14 protein-coding genes and 5 pseudogenes are annotated in these 17700 nt (G+C 69.0%); 15 read left to right on the top strand and 4 right to left on the bottom strand.

What is annotated here, in order from left to right; genetic code table 11:
* Positions 1 to 9: 9 nt before the first annotated feature.
* On the top strand, positions 10 to 591 hold the full coding sequence (locus GI374_RS12315; protein ID WP_154337369.1) for a superoxide dismutase family protein: 582 nt from the start codon (positions 10 to 12) through the stop codon (positions 589 to 591).
* A 46-nt stretch (positions 592 to 637) separates the two neighbouring features.
* On the opposite strand, the gene GI374_RS12310 is transcribed toward GI374_RS12315, so the two are convergent.
* The gene (locus GI374_RS12310) at positions 638 to 1567 is read right to left on the bottom strand and encodes a LysR family transcriptional regulator (protein ID WP_154337368.1); all 930 of its coding nucleotides are present in this window, start codon (positions 1565 to 1567) and stop codon (positions 638 to 640) included.
* Between the two features lie 92 nt (positions 1568 to 1659).
* On the opposite strand from GI374_RS12310, the pseudogene GI374_RS12305 reads away from it, so the two are divergent.
* From GI374_RS12305 to GI374_RS12260, 10 genes and pseudogenes are all read left to right on the top strand, one after another.
* A pseudogene (locus tag GI374_RS12305) lies at positions 1660 to 2663 on the top strand (class 1 fructose-bisphosphatase).
* 3 nt (positions 2664 to 2666) lie between these two features.
* Complete coding sequence (locus tag GI374_RS12300) at positions 2667 to 3539, top strand: phosphoribulokinase (RefSeq protein WP_154337367.1); 873 nt, start codon at positions 2667 to 2669, stop codon at positions 3537 to 3539.
* A gap of 4 nt (positions 3540 to 3543) precedes the next feature.
* Positions 3544 to 5088 carry a transketolase C-terminal domain-containing protein gene (locus GI374_RS12295; RefSeq protein WP_154337366.1) on the top strand — a complete coding sequence of 515 codons (1545 nt, stop codon included), beginning with the start codon at positions 3544 to 3546 and terminating at the stop codon, positions 5086 to 5088.
* Between the two features lie 4 nt (positions 5089 to 5092).
* Complete coding sequence (gene fba, locus GI374_RS12290) at positions 5093 to 6169, top strand: class II fructose-bisphosphate aldolase (protein WP_154337365.1); 1077 nt, start codon at positions 5093 to 5095, stop codon at positions 6167 to 6169.
* A gap of 35 nt (positions 6170 to 6204) precedes the next feature.
* Positions 6205 to 7648, top strand: a pseudogene (locus tag GI374_RS12285) (form I ribulose bisphosphate carboxylase large subunit).
* An 84-nt stretch (positions 7649 to 7732) separates the two neighbouring features.
* The gene (locus tag GI374_RS12280; RefSeq protein WP_154337364.1) at positions 7733 to 8152 is read left to right on the top strand and encodes a ribulose bisphosphate carboxylase small subunit; all 420 of its coding nucleotides are present in this window, start codon (positions 7733 to 7735) and stop codon (positions 8150 to 8152) included.
* Between the two features lie 70 nt (positions 8153 to 8222).
* A complete protein-coding gene (gene cbbX / locus GI374_RS12275; protein ID WP_154337363.1) occupies positions 8223 to 9158 on the top strand; it encodes a CbbX protein in 936 nt (311 codons plus the stop codon).
* A gap of 11 nt (positions 9159 to 9169) precedes the next feature.
* Positions 9170 to 9871 carry a ribulose-phosphate 3-epimerase gene (rpe, locus tag GI374_RS12270; RefSeq protein WP_154337362.1) on the top strand — a complete coding sequence of 234 codons (702 nt, stop codon included), beginning with the start codon at positions 9170 to 9172 and terminating at the stop codon, positions 9869 to 9871.
* Positions 9864 to 10565: an HAD-IA family hydrolase gene (locus tag GI374_RS12265; protein ID WP_154337361.1), complete on the top strand. Its 702-nt coding sequence runs from the start codon at positions 9864 to 9866 to the stop codon at positions 10563 to 10565. The genes rpe and GI374_RS12265 overlap by 8 nt, the downstream gene beginning before the upstream one ends.
* Before the next feature lie 121 nt (positions 10566 to 10686).
* Positions 10687 to 11757, top strand: a complete 1071-nt coding sequence (locus tag GI374_RS12260) for a YeeE/YedE family protein (RefSeq protein ID WP_154337360.1) — start codon at positions 10687 to 10689, stop codon at positions 11755 to 11757.
* 3 nt (positions 11758 to 11760) lie between these two features.
* On the opposite strand, the pseudogene GI374_RS12255 reads toward GI374_RS12260, so the two are convergent.
* From GI374_RS12255 to GI374_RS12245, 3 genes and pseudogenes are all read right to left on the bottom strand, one after another.
* Positions 11761 to 12718: pseudogene (locus GI374_RS12255) on the bottom strand (MBL fold metallo-hydrolase).
* A 2-nt stretch (positions 12719 to 12720) separates the two neighbouring features.
* Complete coding sequence (locus tag GI374_RS12250; protein WP_154337359.1) at positions 12721 to 13647, bottom strand: MBL fold metallo-hydrolase; 927 nt, start codon at positions 13645 to 13647, stop codon at positions 12721 to 12723.
* A 31-nt stretch (positions 13648 to 13678) separates the two neighbouring features.
* Entirely contained in the window at positions 13679 to 14416 is a 738-nt protein-coding gene (locus GI374_RS12245; protein ID WP_370515320.1) for a cytochrome c biogenesis CcdA family protein, read from the bottom strand.
* Positions 14417 to 14540: 124 nt separating this feature from the next.
* Here GI374_RS12245 and GI374_RS12240 point away from each other — a divergent pair, with 124 nt between their 5' ends.
* The 4 genes and pseudogenes from GI374_RS12240 to soxB all read left to right on the top strand — a co-directional run bounded on the left by GI374_RS12240 (position 14541) and on the right by soxB (position 17688).
* On the top strand, positions 14541 to 14957 hold the full coding sequence (locus GI374_RS12240) for a hypothetical protein (RefSeq protein WP_195759911.1): 417 nt from the start codon (positions 14541 to 14543) through the stop codon (positions 14955 to 14957).
* A gap of 27 nt (positions 14958 to 14984) precedes the next feature.
* The gene (locus GI374_RS12235; protein ID WP_229583163.1) at positions 14985 to 15458 is read left to right on the top strand and encodes a DUF302 domain-containing protein; all 474 of its coding nucleotides are present in this window, start codon (positions 14985 to 14987) and stop codon (positions 15456 to 15458) included.
* A 211-nt stretch (positions 15459 to 15669) separates the two neighbouring features.
* A pseudogene (locus GI374_RS12230) lies at positions 15670 to 15924 on the top strand (sulfur oxidation c-type cytochrome SoxA); the annotation flags it as partial.
* 73 nt (positions 15925 to 15997) lie between these two features.
* A pseudogene (soxB, locus tag GI374_RS12225) lies at positions 15998 to 17688 on the top strand (thiosulfohydrolase SoxB).
* The last annotated feature ends 12 nt before the right edge of the window (positions 17689 to 17700 follow it).

Below are 17700 nucleotides of genomic sequence, written 5' to 3'. Positions count from 1 at the left end.
GAGACGACCATGACCAAGCTGCAGTTCCGTTGCTCGACCGCCGCCCTGCTGCTCGCCCTCGCCGGCGGCGCCGCCAACGGCCATGGCGCGGAGGCCTGGGACGCCGTGCTGAAGAACGCCGACGGGGGCGAGGTCGGCCGGGTGGAGGCCGCGCCGATGCCCTCGGGCGGCGTGCATCTGAAGATCACCGTCAGCGGCTTCGAGCCGGGGGTGAAGGCGATCCACGTCCACGAGATCGGCGACTGCTCGGGCGAGGGCTTCGCAGCCGCCGGGCCGCATATGGGCGGCGCGGGGCACGCGCAGGCCGCGGGCAGCCATGCCCAGCCGGCAGCCGCGGACGCGTCCGTCGGCCACGACCATGCCGCGGTCGTCTCGGGCGACGCCGCCCATCCGGGCGATCTGCCGAACCTGCACCTCCCCGAGAGCGGCGCGCTGACGGTCGAGTACTTCGCCCCGCATCTGGCTCCGGCAATGCTGAGCGACGCCGATGGCGCCTCGATCATCATGCATGCCGAGGCCGACGACTACAGCGGCGTCGCCGGGCGCCAGGGCGGCGCGCGCATGGCATGCGGCGCCTTCGAGGCGCGGTGATGCCTGTATCTTCGTCCTGACCCGCCCCGGCGCGCGGCCGATCGGCTCAGGGCGTTCCGGTCAGCGCCGGCAGGAGAACCGGCGCCCGTGCCGCGATCTGTGCGGCGATGCGCGTTGCGAGCGGGCTCAGCGGCTCGTCCTGGCGGTGAACCAGATACCAGGTCCGCTGGATCGGCAGGCCGGGCGCGCCGAGCAGCGCGAGGCGGCCGCCCCGCAGCTCCTCGGCCGCCGTGTGCAGCGACAGGAAGGCGATGCCGAGGCCGGCGATGACCGCCTGCTTGATCGTCTCGTTGCTGTCCATCTCCAGCGTGCGGAACTCGCGCCCCTCGCCGATCCGGTCGAGCCAGCGGGTCATCAGGATGCGGGTGCCCGAGCCGGGCTCGCGGGCGATGAAGGTTTCGCCGGCGAGGTCGGCCGCCGTCACCGCGGCGCGGCCCGCCAGCCGGTGATCCGGCGGCAACAGGATGCCATGCGGATGCGGCCCGAGCGGGGTCGCGTCCACCTGCGGCTCGCGCGGGGGCCGGCCCATGATGGCGAGATCGACGGCGTTCGCGGCCAGGTCCGCGATGGTCTCCGCCCGGTTGCCGACCCGCAGCGTGATCTCGGCTCCCGGCACGGCGTCGGTCAGGGCGCGAACGAGGCCCGGAGCGAAATACTTGGCCGTCGAGACCACGCCGAGAGCCACCCGGCCGGCGTCCCCCCGGCGCAGGGCCGCGACCTCGGCCGCGGCACGGGCAAGTGCCGCCTCCGCCGTGCGCGCCGCGGTGATCAGCGCGCGACCTTCGTCGGTGGGCGCGAAGCGGTCGCTGCGGTCGAATGCCGCACCCGCGAGCGCCGATTCGAGGCCGGCGAGTTGGGCATGGACCGCGGGCACGGTCAGCCCGAGGCGGGCCGCTGCCCCTGTCAAGGACCGGGTTTCAGCCACCGCCAGCAGGGCGCGAAGCTGCTTGAGGGTCAGGGCATCGGCACAAAGCATTCAAGAATCCTGAAAGACGGTTCCTGATAATCAAATTCCCCTGAACATCCGTTCCGCGCAAGCCTTGTCCTCAGGAGAGGAGCCACCATCAGATGAACGACCACACGCCCCGGGGCGCGCAGGCCTTCTCCGGTCTGCCGGAGGAGATCGCCCAGACACTGGCCCGGCTGGCCGCGGTCGCCGCGGGGATCGCTCGGCGCATCGCCCGCGGCGGCCTCGACGGGGAACTGGCGGGGGAAGTCGGTATCAACTGCGGCGGCGACGGGCAGAAGGCGCTCGACCTGATCGCCGACGAGGCCTTCGCCACGGCGCTGGCAGCCTCGCCGGTGCGGTTCTACGCCAGCGAGGAGCGCAGCGCGGTCGCGACGCTGAACCCGGAAGGCAGCCTCGCCCTCGTCATCGACCCGCTGGACGGCTCGTCCAACATCGAGACCAATGTCTCGATCGGCTCGATCGTCGGGCTCTACCCGGCGGCCGCGACGGCGGAGGCGAGCGTGCTGCGGCCCGGCCGCGAATTGCTGGCGGCCGGTTATGGCATCTATGGGCCGCAATGCCTGATGGCGGTGGCGACCTCGACCGGAGTGCGGCGGCTGCTGCTCGACCCCGCCGCGGGGTGCTTCGTGCCGCTGCCGGGCGGCGGTCCGATCCCGGCCGATTCGCCCGAATACGCGATCAACGCCTCGAACTACCGCCACTGGCCGCAGCCGATCCGCGCCTATGTGGACGACATGGTGGCCGGGGCCGAGGGGCCGCGCGGGCGCGACTTCAACATGCGCTGGATCGCCTCGCTGGTGGCGGAGGCGCACCGCATCCTCGTGCGCGGCGGGATCTTCCTCTACCCCGGCGACGACCGGCCGACCTACGGCCGCGGCTGGTCTATGAATGCGCGCCGATCGCCTGGCGGGTCGAGGCCGCGGGGGGCAGCGCCACCGACGGCTGCGAGCGCATCCTCGACCTTGTGCCCGATTGCCTGCACGCCCGCACGCCGCTGGTCTTCGGCTCGCGCGAGAAGGTGGCGCGCGTCGCCACCTATCACGACCTCGACGCCGCCGAGACCTCCGCGCTCGTCGCCCGCCGCGGCCTGTTCCGGAGCTGACGAATGTCCCGCAAGCACCCCATCATCTCGGTCACGGGCTCCTCGGGCGCAGGAACCTCGACGGTCAAGCACACCTTCGAGCAGATCTTCCGCCGCGAGGGGATCACCGCCGTCTCGATCGAGGGCGACGCCTTCCACCGCTACAACCGCGCCGAGATGCGGGCCGAGCTGGAGCGGCGCACCGCCGCCGGCGACCACAGCTTCAGCCATTTCAGCTTCGACGCCAATGAGCTGCCGAAGCTGGAGGAGGTGTTCCGCAGCTATGGCGAGACCGGGACCGGCGAGACCCGCAACTACGTCCACGACGCCGGGGAGGCCGAGCGTTGGGGCGTGCAGGCGGGCGAGTTCACGCCCTGGCGGGCCTTCGAGGGCGGCTCGGACCTGATGTTCTACGAGGGACTGCACGGGGCGGTGGCGAATGACGAGGTGAACCTCGCGGCGCTCGCGGACCTGAAGATCGGGGTGGTGCCAGTCATCAACCTGGAATGGATCCAGAAGATCCACCGCGACCGGGCGCATCGCGGCTACTCGACCGAGGCCGTCACCGACGTGATCCTGCGCCGGATGCATGCCTATGTGCACTGCATCACGCCGCAGTTCACCCAGACCGACATCAACTTCCAGCGGGTGCCGGTGGTGGACACCTCCAACCCCTTCATCACCCGCTGGATCCCGACGGCGGACGAGAGCCTCGTGGTGATCCGCTTCCGCAACCCGCGCGGGATCGATTTTCCCTATCTGACGACGATGATCCAGGGCTCCTGGATGACCCGCGCGAACTCCATCGTCATTCCCGGCGGCAAGCTCGACCTTGCCATGCAGCTGATCCTGACCCCGCTGATCCTGCGGCTGGTCGATACCTCGAGGAAGGCGTGATCCCATGAACGTGCAGACGAGCGTCAAGACATGCGACATGGCCGGGCGGACGATGGCCAACGCCATCCGCGCGCTGGCGATGGATGCGGTGCAGGCGGCGAACAGCGGCCATCCGGGGATGCCGATGGGCATGGCGGATGTGGCGGCGGTGCTGTTCGACCGTTTCGTGACCGACCAGATGGCGCGCTTTGCCGCCGCGGGTTGGCACACCGTCAGCTGCGACGCGCATGAGCCGGAGGAGATCGCGGCCGCCATCGAGGCTGCGCGCAAGGACCCGCGCCCGTCGCTGGTGGCCTGCCGCTCGGTGATCGGCTGGGGGGCGCCGAACAAGCAGGGCGGGGCCGACTGTCACGGTGCCCCGCTTGGCGCTGACGAGATCGCGGCCGCGCGGCTGCACCTGGAGTGGCCGCATGAGCCCTTCGTGATCGAGCCTGCCGCTTACGCCCACTGGCGCGCCATAGCGGCACGCGGCGCTGCGGCGCGGGCCGACTGGCAGCGGCGCCACGATGCCTCCCCTCTCGTCGCGGAGTTGGACAGCGCGCAGGCGCGCGGCGGGCTCGACGCGCTGAGGGCCGCGATGGCCGAGCACAAGGCGAAGCTGATCGCCGAGCGGCCCCGCGTCGCCACCCGGAAGGCCTCGGAGATGGCGCTCGCCGTGGTCAATGCGGTCCTGCCCGACACGATCGGCGGCTCGGCGGACCTGACCGGTTCGAACCTGACGCGGACGAAGGACATGCGTCCGGTGACGCGCAGCGACTATGGCGGCCGCTACATCCATTACGGCATCCGCGAGCACGGCATGGCCGCGGCGATGAACGGCATCGCGCTGCATGGCGGCTTTCGGGCCTATGGCGGCACCTTCCTCGCCTTCGCCGACTATTCGCGGCCTGCGATCCGGCTCTCGGCGCTAATGGGGGTGCCCGTCACCCATGTGATGACGCATGACAGCATCGGCCTCGGCGAGGACGGGCCCACGCACCAGCCGGTCGAGCATCTGGCGAGCCTGCGCGCGATCCCCAACCTGACCGTGATCCGCCCCGCCGACGCGGTGGAGACGGCCGAGGCCTGGGAGATCGCGATGGCTGCGACCGCTGGCCCGGTGCTGCTGGCCCTGTCGCGCCAGAACCTGCCCTGCATCCGCGAGGCTGCGGCCGGGAACCTGTCGGCGCGCGGGGGCTATCTCCTGCGTGACCCCGGCCCGCGCGACGTGACCCTGATCGCCACCGGCTCGGAGGTCGAGATCGCGCTGGCCGCCGCGGACCTGCTCGCCGCCGACGGCATCGCCGCCGCCGTGGTCAGCGCGCCGAGCTTCGAGCTGTTCGCCGGCCAGCCCGACGAGTACCGGGCGCAAGTCCTGGGCGTTGCCCCCCGCGTCGGCATCGAGGCCGCCATCCGGCAGGGCTGGGACGGGCCGGTGCTGCGCACCACCGACGGCTTCATCGGCATGACCGGCTTCGGCGCCTCGGCCCCTGCCCCGGACCTCTACCGTCATTTCGGCATCACGGCCGAGGCCGTTGCCGCCTGCGCCCGCAACCTGATCGAGGAGTGAGAGAATGGCGCTGATCACGCTGCGACAGCTTCTGGACCACGCCGCCGAGCACGGCTACGGCGTCCCGGCCTTCAACATCAACAACATGGAGCAGGGCCTCGCGATCATGGAGGCCGCGCAGGCCACCGACGCGCCGGTCATCATGCAGGCCAGCCGCGGCGCGCGCAGCTATGCGGGCGACATCATGCTGGCGAAGATGATCGAGGCGCTCGCGGCGATGTATCCGCGCATCCCGATTTGCATGCACCAGGACCACGGCAATGACGAGGCCACCTGCCTGAGCGCGATCCGCCACGGCTTCACCAGCGTGATGATGGACGGCAGCCTCGAGGCCGACGGCAGGACGCCTGCCGACTACGACTACACCGTCGCGATCACCGCGCGGGTGGCGGGCATGGCGCACTGGGTCGGCTCAAGCGTCGAGGGGGAGCTGGACGTCCTCGGCGCGCTCGAGGGCGAGAGCGAGGCCGAGGACGGGCATGGCGCGACCGGTCGGCTGGACCCGTCCATGCTGCTGACCGACCCCGACCAGGCCGTGGATTTCGTCCGCCGCACCGGCGTCGACGCGCTCGCCATCGCCTGCGGCACCTCGCACGGGGCCTACAAGTTCTCGCGCAAGCCGGATGGTGACATCCTCGCCATCGGCGTGATCGAGGCGATCCATCGCAGGCTGCCCGACACGCATCTGGTGATGCACGGCTCGTCCTCGGTCCCGCAGGAGCTTCAGGACATCATCAACCGGCACGGCGGCGAGATGCCGCAGACCTTCGGCGTCCCGGTAGAGGAGATCGTGCGCAGCATCCGTCACGGCGTGCGCAAGGTCAACATCGACACCGACTGCCGCATGGCGATGGCCGGCCAGTTCCGCCGCGTGGCGCAGGAAAGCCCGCGCGAGTTCGACCCGCGCAAGTTCCTCAAGCCGGCCATGGACGCCATGCGCGACATGTGCCGCGACCGGTTCGAAGCCTTCGGCACCGCCGGCCACGCAAGCTCGATCCGGGTCATCGCGATGGACGAGATGGCCACCCGCTACGCCTCGGGGGCGCTCGACGCCGCCGCAACCCCGGCCAAGGCCGCCTGAGAGGAGGAAACGACATGAACGACATGTCCGAGACGATGAGCAAGACCATTGGCGATGCGAAGAAGCGTTACGCCGCGGGGGTGCTGAAATACGCCCAGATGGGTTACTGGGAACCCGACTACGAGCCGAAAGACACCGACGTGATCGCGCTGTTCCGCATCACGCCGCAGGACGGGGTGGACGCGGTCGAGGCGGCGGCGGCGGTGGCGGGCGAAAGCTCGACCGCGACCTGGACGGTGGTCTGGACCGATCGCCTGACCGCCTGCGACAAGTATCGCGCCAAGGCCTATTGGGTGGACCCGGTGCCGAACAGCCCCGGCGAATACTTCGCCTACATCGCCTATGACCTCGACCTGTTCGAGGGCGGCTCGATCGCGAACCTGACCGCCTCGATCATCGGCAACGTCTTCGGCTTCAAGCCGCTGAAGGCGCTCAGGCTCGAGGACATGCGCCTGCCGGTCGCCTATGTGAAGACCTTCCAGGGCCCCGCGACCGGCATCGTGGTCGAGCGCGAGCGGCTCAACTGCTACGGCCGCCCGCTGCTGGGCGCGACCGTGAAGCCGAAGCTCGGCCTCTCGGGGCGCAACTACGGCCGGGTGGTCTACGAGGCCCTGAAGGGCGGCCTCGACTTCACCAAGGACGACGAGAACATCAACAGCCAGCCCTTCATGCACTGGCGCGACCGTTTCCTCTACTGCATGGAGGCCGTGAACCGCGCCTCGGCGGCGACCGGGGAGGTGAAGGGCACCTATCTCAACGTCACCGCCGGGACGATGGAGGAGATGTACGAGCGGGCGAATTTCGCCAGGGAGCTCGGCTCGGTCATCGTCATGATCGACCTGGTGATCGGCTACACCGCGATCCAGTCGATGGCGAAATGGGCGCGGGCGAACGACATGATCCTGCACCTGCACCGCGCGGGCCATTCGACCTACACCCGGCAGCGCAGCCACGGCGTCAGCTTCCGGGTCATCGCCAAATGGATGCGGCTGGCGGGGGTCGATCACCTGCATGCCGGCACCGTCGTCGGCAAGCTCGAGGGCGACCCCGCGGCGACCAAGGGCTACTACGACATCTTCCGCGAAGAACGGAACCCGATGGCCCTGGAGAACGGAATCTTCTTCGACCAGGAATGGGCCTCGCTGAACAAGATGATGCCGGTCGCCTCGGGCGGCATCCATGCCGGGCAGATGCATCAGCTTCTGACCTATCTGGGCGAGGACGTGGTGCTGCAGTTCGGCGGCGGCACCGCAGGGCATCCAGGCGGGCGCGATCGCGAACCGCGTGGCGCTCGAGGCGATGGTCTTCGCCCGCAACGCCGGACGCGACATCTGGAACGAGGGCGAGGACATCCTGCGCGACGCGGCCCGGACCTGCACGCCGCTGAAGCAGGCGCTGGATGTCTGGAAGGACGTGACTTTCGACTACGCCTCGACCGACTCGCCCGACTTCGCCCCGACGCCCGAAGTGTCGATGTGACCCGCAGCGGCGCGTGCGGAGCACGCACCCGACCCGCCCCGTAGGGTGCGTGCTCGCACGCACCACCCGCACAGGAGATCAGCCATGAAACTGCGTCAGGGACAATTCAGCTTCCTTCCCGACCTGACCGACGACGACATCCGCGTCCAGGCCCAATACGCCATCGACAACGGCTGGGCCGTCTCGGTCGAATACACCGACGACCCGCATCCCCGGAACACCTACTGGGAGATGTGGGGCCATCCGATGTTCGACAATCGCGACGCCGCGGCGGTGGTCTTCGAGGTCAACGAATGCCGCAAGGAACACGGCGGCAAATACATCCGCGTCATCGCCTTCGACGCCTCGCCCGGATGGGAGTCGATGCGGATGGGCTTCATCGTGAACCGCCCCGCGCAGGAGCCGGGCTTCCGCCTCGTCCGCCAGGAGGGCGCGGGCCGCGTGGTCCGCTACACGATCGAGAGCTACGCCGCGCGCGAGCCCGAAGGTGCGCGCTACGCCTGAGACGTTCCCGGACTCCGGGCGGCCATCCCCCGCCGCCCGGAGGTTTTTCCCCGACCCCACGAGGTCCGAAATGAGCAAAGACACTGGTCCCGCGCCCGTCACCCATGTCGATCTGACCGCCTCGTTCGAGGAAAGCGGGGTCCGCGACGTGCTGCGCGAGCTGGACGAGGCGCTGATCGGCCTCGCTCCGGTCAAGAGCCGCATCCGCGAGACCGCGGCGCTCCTGCTGGTGGACAAGGCCCGTCAGCAGATGGGCCTCGCCACCGGCACGCCGACGCTGCACATGTCCTTCACCGGCAATCCCGGCACCGGCAAGACGACCGTGGCGCTGAAGATGGCCGACCTGCTCCACCGCCTCGGCTATGTCCGCAAGGGCCATCTGGTCACCGTCACCCGCGACGATCTGGTCGGGCAATATATCGGCCATACCGCGCCCAAGACGAAGGAAGTGCTGAAGAAGGCGATGGGCGGCGTGCTTTTCCTCGACGAGGCCTATTACCTCTACCGGCCCGAGAACGAGCGCGACTACGGACAGGAAGCCATCGAGATCCTGCTGCAGGTGATGGAGAACAACCGCGACGATCTGGTGGTGATCCTCGCAGGCTATCCCGACCGGATGGACCGCTTCTTCGCCTCTAACCCCGGTTTCCGCTCGCGCATCGCGCATCACATCGAGTTTCCCGACTACTCCGACGCCGAGTTGCTGCAGATCTCCGAGACGATGCTGGCGCAGCAGAGCTATGCCCTCGACCCGCAGGCGCGGGCTGCGATGGCCGAATACATTACCACCCGCCGCGCCCAGCCGCATTTCGCCAATGCCCGCTCGGTCAGGAATGCGCTCGATCGGGCGCGGTTGCGGCAGGCGAACCGGCTTTTCAACGAGGCGAAGGGGCCGATCGACGCGGCGACGCTGTCCACAATCACGGAAGCCGACATCCGCGCCAGCCGCGTCTTCCGCGGCGGGCTCGATGTCGAGCGCGGTCCGCAGCGCACCGCCGCCGCGTGAGGGAGCCAAGCATGATCTTCGACCGCCGCATCCGCATCGCGCCCTCGATCCTCTCCGCCGATTTCGCCGACTTCGGCCGCGAGATCCGCGCCATTGAGGCGCAGGGCGCCGACTGGGTGCATGTCGACGTGATGGACGGCCATTTCGTGCCGAACCTGACCTTCGGCCCGCCCGCCGTTGCCGCCTTCCGCAAGCACGTCACTACCCTCATGGACGTGCACCTGATGATTGCGCCGGTGGACCCCTTCATCGAGGCCTATGCCGAGGCCGGCGCCGATCTCATCACCGCCCATGTCGAGGCCGGGCCGCATATCCACCGGACGCTGCAGGCGATCCGGGCGACGGGCTGCAAGGCGGGCGTGGCGCTGAATCCCGGCACGCCCGCCGAGGCGGTGGAGCATGTGCTCGACCTCGCCGACCTCGTCTGCGTGATGACCGTGAACCCCGGCTTCGGCGGCCAGCGGTTCATCGACATGACCGGGAAAATCCGCCGCCTGCGGGAGATGATCGGCGACCGGCCGGTGCATATCGAGATCGACGGCGGCGTCGATCCGGGCACCGCCCCGCTGGTCGTGGCGGCGGGCGCCGACGTGCTGGTCGCGGGCTCGGCGGTGTTCCGCGGCGGCTCAGTCGGGTGCCCGGAGGTCTATGGCGAGAACATCCGCGCCATCCGCGCGGCGGCGGGGGCGGCGGTCGAGATGGACGATGCTTGAGGCGCTGATCTTCGACGTCGACGGGACGCTGGCCGAGACCGAGGAGCTGCACCGCCGCGCCTTCAACGACTGCTTCGCAGCGGCCGGCCTCGGCTGGTCCTGGGACGCAGCCCGCTACTGCGCGTTGCTCCGGACCACGGGCGGAAAGGAACGGCTGGCCCGCTTCATCCTCGACGAGGGCGGCGATCCCGCGTCCTTCGACATCGCCGCGCTGCACGCCGACAAGACGCTTCGCTATACCGATCTGATGGCGCATGGCGCGATCGCGCCGCGCCCCGGCGTGGCGGAGCTGATCGAGGCTGCGCGACGGGCCGGCCTGAAGCTCGCCGTCGCGACCACCACCTCGCGCCCGAACATCGAGGCGCTGAGCCTGGCGCTTTTCGACCGTCCGGCCTCGCGGTTTTTCGACGTGATCGCCGCAGGCGACGAGGTCGCGGCGAAGAAGCCTGCGCCGGATGTCTACCGGCTGGCGCTCGACCGGCTGGGCATCGGTCCGGGGCGGGCAGTTGCAGTCGAGGATTCGCTCAACGGCCTGCGCTCCGCCCAGGGAGCGGGGATCGCCTGCATCGTCGCGCCGGGGCGCTACATGGGCGCCGAGGATCTGTCGGCGGCCGAGCTGGTCGTCCCCGACCTGTCGGGGGTGACGCTGAATCGTGTGGCGGCGTTGCTCCAGCCGCAAGCGGCGTTGCGCTGAAACAGTCCGTTGCCGCCGGCCGCTCCAGGTGAGACCCGATGACACGGCGGACGCAGGCGCCGGCCGGTGGCGCGGTGACGCCGCGGCTGCTAGGACAGGCCGGGTGACGAGGAGCTTCGGCATGGACCTTGCCGCAATCGCCGAAACGCTTGGCGACCTGCCCGCCGCGGCCCTCGCGGGACTGATCGTCGGCATCCTGTTCGGCGCGGCGGCCCAGCGCTCGGCCTTCTGCCTGCGCGCCGCGACCGTCGAGTTCGCGCGGGGAAATTTCGGCCCGCGGATGGCCGTCTGGCTGCTCACCTTCTCGTCCGCTGTCGTCTGGGTCCAGTTCGCGCGCCTGAGCGGCTGGTTCGAGCCGCAGACGGCCCGGATGATCGCTGTCACCGGCAGCATCAGCGGCGCGATCATCGGCGGGCTGATCTTCGGCGCCGGCATGATCCTTGCGCGCGGCTGTCCGGGGCGGCTGCTGGTTCTCGCCGCGACGGGGAACCTGCGCTCGATCCTCTCCGGGCTGGTCTTCGCCGTCACCGCACAGATGGCGCTTTACGGCATGCTGGCCGAGTTGCGGAACCGGCTGGCCATGATCTGGACGACGCCCGACGGCCGCAACGTCGAGCTCATCGCCGGGCTGGGGCTGCCGGAGTGGACCGGGCTTGCGCTCGGCTGCGTCTGCGCCGTTCTGGCGCTATACCTCGCTTGGAAAAACGCGGTCGGGCCGAGCATCCTGATCTTCGGCGCCGGTGTCGGTGTGACCGTGGCTATCGGGTATTTCCTCACCTACAGCCTCTCGCAGGTCGCCTTCGATCCGGTGTCGGTGACCTCGGTGACCTTTACAGGGCCGTCCGCCAACACCCTGATGGCGATGCTGGCCCCGTTCCAGGGCTGGAGCTTCGACATCGGCCTGGTGCCGGGCGTGTTCATCGGCGCTTTCGCGGCGGCATGGATCGGCGGCACGCTGCGGTTCCAGACCTTCGAGAGCCCCGGTCAGACCCGCCGGGCGATCCTCGGCGCGGTGATGATGGGCTTCGGCGGCATGCTTGCGGGGGGCTGCTCGATCGGCAACGGCGTCTCCGGCAGCTCGATCTTCGCGCTGACCGCCTGGGTGGCGCTGTTCTCGATGTGGCTCGGCGGCATGGCGACGGATTACCTGGTGGACCAGCCGCGCGAGGGTGTCCGCCGTGCCACCGCCTGAGGCCTACTCAAACTCCATCTCCGAGAAGACCACCCCGGCGTTTCTCGTCGCCAGTTCCTCGAAGGTGTCCATGTAGGCCCATTCGGACTGGTCGACATAGTAGGCGCTCGCCAGATCGCCGCCTTCGTCGAGGTGCTGGCTGATCTTCTCGCGCAGGTCCTTCAGGTAATCGACGGTCCCGTGGCGCACCGTCGCAAGGTCCGTGGGCGAGCCGTGGCCCGGCACGATGATCTCGGCCCCGAGCGGTTCGAGCTGCGTCTCGAAGGTCTCGATCCAGCAGGAGGGTGCAGGTGCCCTGGAAGATCGGCGGCATCCGCTCCGAGAAGGCGATGTCGCCCGCGATCAGCACCTTGCTGTCGGGCAGCCAGACCTGGGTGTCGCCGGGCGAATGCGCCGGACCGAGATGGAGCACCTCGATCCGGGTGTCGCCCATCTGGATTTCCTTGCGATCGGCAAAGGTCTCGGTCGGCAGCACGATCGTCGTGCCTTCGGCGTTCTCGCGCGCGTAGCCCTTCAGCGCCTCGAGGCCGCGCGGGCCGTCGACGTTCTCGAACTCGGCCGCGGCGTCCTCATGGGCGAGGATCGGGACGCCCTGCGCGGCCCAGTAGCCGTTGCCGAGCATCGCATGCCCCTGCCCGTTTTCGTCGATGACGAGCCTGACCGGTTGGTCGGTGAGTTTGCGGATCTCCTCGTGCAGCGCCTCGGCCAGCTTCCACGAGGCCCCGGCATTGACCACCGCGACCCCGTCCGTGGTCACGATGAAGGAGAGGTTGTTGTTGTGGCCCGCGTTCTCGTAGGTCGGCGGCTGCGTCGCACCCATGGCGCTGTAGATGCCCGGCGCGACCTCGACCGGCGCGCTGTAGAGGACCGATCCCGGATACTTGTCGGGCGTGTCGTCCGCCTGCGCGGCCGTGGCCGCGAGCGCCGCCGCGAGGCCCGCTGACGCTGCCTTGAAGCGCATCCTCATTGCTCCCCTTCGAATTGAAACGCGTCGCCGTCGCGGATGACGCGGCCGATGCCGCCATCCGGCAGATGGTAGCCGATGACCGGCCAGCCCTCGTCGGCGAGCCGCGCCAGCATCGCGGCGCGCGTCTCGCTGGCCAGTTGCGGGTCGTGATCGGTGCTGGTCCCGAGGTCGGGACGGGCGAAGCCGACCTGGGTGGTGACGAAATCGCCGATGACGAAGACGCCCTGCTCGGGGGTCCCGACCGCGAAGGACATGTGTCCGGGCGTGTGGCCCGGCGTCATCACCGCCGTGATGCCGGGCATCACCTCGGCGCCGTCCTCGAACCGCTCGATCCCGTCGGCGACCGCGCTCAGCCGTCGCATGGCGCCCACGGCGAAGGACTGACGCTCCTCGCCGATGGTGTCGAGGGTCCGCGGATCGGTCCAGTAGTCGAACTCGACCGCGCCCATCTTCAGCGCCGCCTCGGGAAAGAGCGGCTCGTCGAAGTCGTCCAGAAGTCCCCAGAGATGGTCAGGGTGGCCATGGGTGAAGAGCACATCCGTCACCTCTTCCGGCGCGACGCCGACTGCCGCGAGGGCATCGGGCAGCCGGCCGGCGGTGGGCATGAAGTCGGGGCCGGAGCCGGCGTCGAACAGCACCACCCGGTCGCCCTGCCGCAGCAGCGTGACGTTCAGCGGGCTGAGCACCGTTGCCTGCGGGTCGATCCCGAACCGGGCGAGCAGGTCGGCGCGCTCGGCCTCGGGGATGGCGGCGAAGGCGAAATCCGGCGGAAACTCGAGATGGCCGTCGGATATGCTGTCGATCTGCAGCTCGCCCTGGGTCATGGTCGTGACCGACCGTGCCCGCCGGGGAATGAGCGGCAGGGCCGCGGCGGCGAGCAGCGCGGCGCTGCGGCCGAGGACGAAGCGGCGGGTGACGATCATGCGGACAATCCTTTCTTGAGGCGCGGGTTTCTCATAGCGTCGTCGCGCTCCAGTCCATGTTCTCGACCATGAAACTCGCAATGCGGTAGACGCTGTCGGTCGCGATCAGCACCGCGAACAGGATCAGCATCGCGCCCATCACCTTCTCGACCGATGCGAAGATCCGCCGGTGACGCGAGACCCAGGCGAGGAAGGGCCGGGCGAAGAAGGCGGCCAGCACGAAGGGAAAGGTCATGCCGAGACCGTAGACCAGCAGCAGGCTCGCCCCCTGCCAGAGCTCGTCCTGACCGGAGGCGACGAACAGGATCGCGGCGAGCGCCGGCCCCGCGCAGGGCGACCAGCCGAAGCCGAAGGCGAGGCCCATCAGATAGGCGCCCGCGACCGAAGCCGGGTTGCCCGAGGCCTCGATCCGGGCCTCGCGGTAGAGGAACGGGATGCGGATGACGCCGAGGAAATGGAAGCCGAAGGCGGCAAGGATCGCCGCCGCCACCCAGGACAGTTCGGTGCGCCATTGAGAGAAGGCGACCCCGAGCGCCGTCGCGCCGAGGCCGAGCAGCACGAAGATCGTCGTCACGCCGAGGGCGAAGGCCACCGAACCGATGACCAGCCGGCGCTGCGCACCCGCCTCGATCTCGCCGCTGCCGCGTAGCTCGGCCATCGACAAGCCGGCCAGGTAGCACAGGTAGAATGGCACCATGGGCAGGATGCAGGGCGACAGGAAGGACAGAAGCCCCGCGAGGATCGCACCACCGTATGAGATCTCCGGCACGTCTCACCCCATCCCGGCCCGCGGCCCCCGCCGGCATTCCGGTCCCCGCCCCGTCCATGACGCTTGCAAGTCTGGCTTCTTCCGCGCACGATTGGCAAGAACCTAATATACGAATATGCCCCGCATGTCCCTTTTCACCCGCCTTCCGGCAATCCTGTCCATGCTCGTGCTGTCGGCAGGCATCGCGGCCGCCGATCCGCTGCAACTGCTGATGTTCGAGCGCGAGGGCTGCATCTACTGCAAGCAGTGGAACGAGGAGATCGCGCCGATCTATCCCAAGACGGCCCAGGGCGAGGCTGCGCCGCTGCGGCGGCTCGACATCACCGCGCCGCTGCCTGCCGACGTGACCCTCACCGGACGGCGCCCGGCCTTCACCCCGACCTTCGTCCTCACCCGCGACGGGACCGAGGTGGCCCGGCTTGAGGGTTACGCGGGGGACGAGTTCTTCTGGGTGCTTCTCGACGGGATGCTGGGCCGGGCGGGCTGGTCCGCGGACCCTGCGGCCGCCGAAACCGCCGCGCCGGTTTCCGCCACCGATTGACCATCACGCACAAACATGGAGCGTATGATGAACAGGATGACCTTCCGCGCCGCCCTCACCACGCTTGCGACCTGCGCGCTCGCGCAGGGACCCGCGCTGGCCCAGAACGCCGACGCCCCGGAAGCGGCCTACGCCCATACCGTCGAGGGCAGCTTTGACGATGTCGCCTTCGCCGTCGAGCAGGCCATCACCAACGAGGGCCTCGTGATCGACTTCACCAGCCATGTGGGTGACATGCTGGCGCGGACCAAGGCTGACGTGGGTGGCGAAAAAGACCTGTTCACCCATGCCAGCGTCTTCAGCTTCTGCTCGGCCGCGGTCTCGCGCGCGGCGATGGAGGTCGATCTCTCCGCCCTCCAGTTCTGCCCCTACGGCATCTTCGTCTACGAGGCGGCCGAGGCGCCCGGAACGATCGTCGTCGGCCACCGCGTCCATCCCGGCGAGGCGATGGCGCCCGTGAACGAGATGCTCACGCGCATCGTCGATACCGCCATCGAGTAGCCGCGGCCCCGCCGGGAATGCGGCGATCCCGCGCCGGGGCCGGCCGCGGCGCGAGGCGGACTTTCGGGACGATTCCAGCGATCACCGCTCCTGCCCCGTGCCGCTGTAAGCTGGAGCTTCGCGCGAGACGCATTCGAAGATCGTAATATTATGCTTGTCTTTGAGTTCGCAGCCCGTAGAGTGGGCACCAGGGAGAACTGCCCGGCGAGGCGCGAATTGCCACGAGGACAATTTCGGCAACAACATCCGTTCCGACCACCTGAGCCAGGGGCAGATCAACGGCTTCCCGCTCTACCGCCTCAACGGGGCCGGGTCGGTCTCGATCCATGAGCGCTTCTACGGCTGCGTCCGCGACACCCGCGCTGTGCCCTTCGAGCAAGGCAGCCAGGAGTTCCGCGACCTCGAGCTCTACCTCGCGTCGCGCGGCGAGGGCCTGCCGGTCGAGACCCCCGCCGTCCGCCACTGACCCCGAGCCGCCGCGAGAACGCGGCGGCTTCCGCCTATAAGATGGCAATACCTGAATATTGACAGGTGTTTACATGGTGTCGCGCAGGGAATTCCTACAGGCGAGTCTTGCGACCTCGGCGATCATGACCGGCCTCGGGATGACCGGCTGGTCCAGGGCGATGGCGCAACAAGCGCTGACCCAGGACCAGCTGTTGCAGTTCGACGACTTCGGCAACCTGACCCTGATCCACATCACCGACGCGCATGCGCATCTGAAGCCTGTCTTCTTCCGCGAGCCGGACACCAATATCGGCGTCGGCGAGGCCGCAGGGCGGGTTCCCCATGTCGTCGGCGAAGCCTTCCAGAAGATGTTCGGCATCGCCCCCGGCAGCCCCGAGGCCTACGCGCTGACCTATCCGGACTTCGAGGCCCTTGCCCGGACCTATGGCCGGATGGGCGGCTTCGACCGGATTGCGACGGTCGTCCGCTCGATCCGGGCGGCGCGGCCCGATGCCCTGCTGCTCGACGGCGGCGACACCTGGCATGGCAGCTATACCAGCCTCCAAACCCGTGGCGAGGACATGGTGCGGGTCCAGAACCTGCTGGGCGTCGATGCGATGACCAGCCATTGGGAGTTCACCTTCGGCACCGAGCGGGTGCAGGAGCTGATCGAGATGTGCCAGTTCCCGTTCCTCGGGGCCAACATCTTCGACGTCGAATGGGACGAGCCCGCTTTCGAGCCCTACCGGATTTTCGACAAGGGCGGCCTCTCCATCGGGGTCATCGGACAGGCCTTCCCCTACCTGCCCATCGCCAACCCCACTGGATGTTCCCCGAATACAGCTTCGGCATCCGCGAGGAGCGCATGCAGGCGGTCGTGGACGACCTGCGCGGCCAGAGTGTCGATCTGGTGGTCTGCCTGTCGCATAACGGCTTCGACGTCGATCACAAGATGGCCGGGCGGGTCCGGGGCATCGACGTGATCCTGTCGGGCCACACCCATGACGCGATCCCCGAGCCGGTCCTTGTGGGCGAGACGATCATCGTCGCCTCCGGCTCGCACGGAAAGTTCGTCAGCCGGGTCGACCTGGACGTGCACGACGGCCGGATGATGGGCTTCCGCCACAAGCTGATCCCGGTCTTTTCCGACGTGATCCAGCCGGACGCCGACATGGCCTCGCTGATCGACGAGGTGCGCGCGCCCTTCGCCGCCGAGCTGGAGGAGGTGATCGGCGAGACCGAGGAGCTCCTCTACCGCCGCGGCAACTTCAACGGCTCCTGGGACGACCTGATCTGCGATGCGATCCTGTCCGAGCGCGATGCCGAGATCGCGCTCTCGCCCGGCGTCCGCTGGGGCGCCTCGGTCCTGCCGGGGCCGATCACCCGCGAGGACATCCACTCGGTCACTTCGATGACCTATGGCCAGTGCTACCGCACTGAGATGACCGGCGAGACGCTGAAGACGGTCATGGAGGACGTGGCCGACAACATCTTCAACGCCGATCCCTATTACCAGCAGGGGGGCGACATGGTCCGCGTCGGCGGCCTCGCCTACACGATCGAACCGACCGCGGCGATGGGCAGCCGGATCAGCGAGTTGCGGCTGATCGGCGACGGCAGCCCGATCGACCCCTCGCGCACCTATGTCGTCGGCGGCTGGGCCTTGGTCAACGAGGGCACCGAGGGACCGCAGATCTGGGACGTGGTCGAGAACCACATTCGCAACGCCGGCACCGTCACGGCGCGCGCGGAAGCGTCTCCCATCACCATCAAGGGACTTTGAAGGAGGTCGAGC

The organism is Paracoccus sp. S-4012 (genome assembly GCF_009674885.1).
GTDB lineage: Bacteria > Pseudomonadota > Alphaproteobacteria > Rhodobacterales > Rhodobacteraceae > Paracoccus.
Note: the sequence above shows the minus strand (reverse complement) of the source record. Positions and strands in the feature narration are given on the sequence as shown.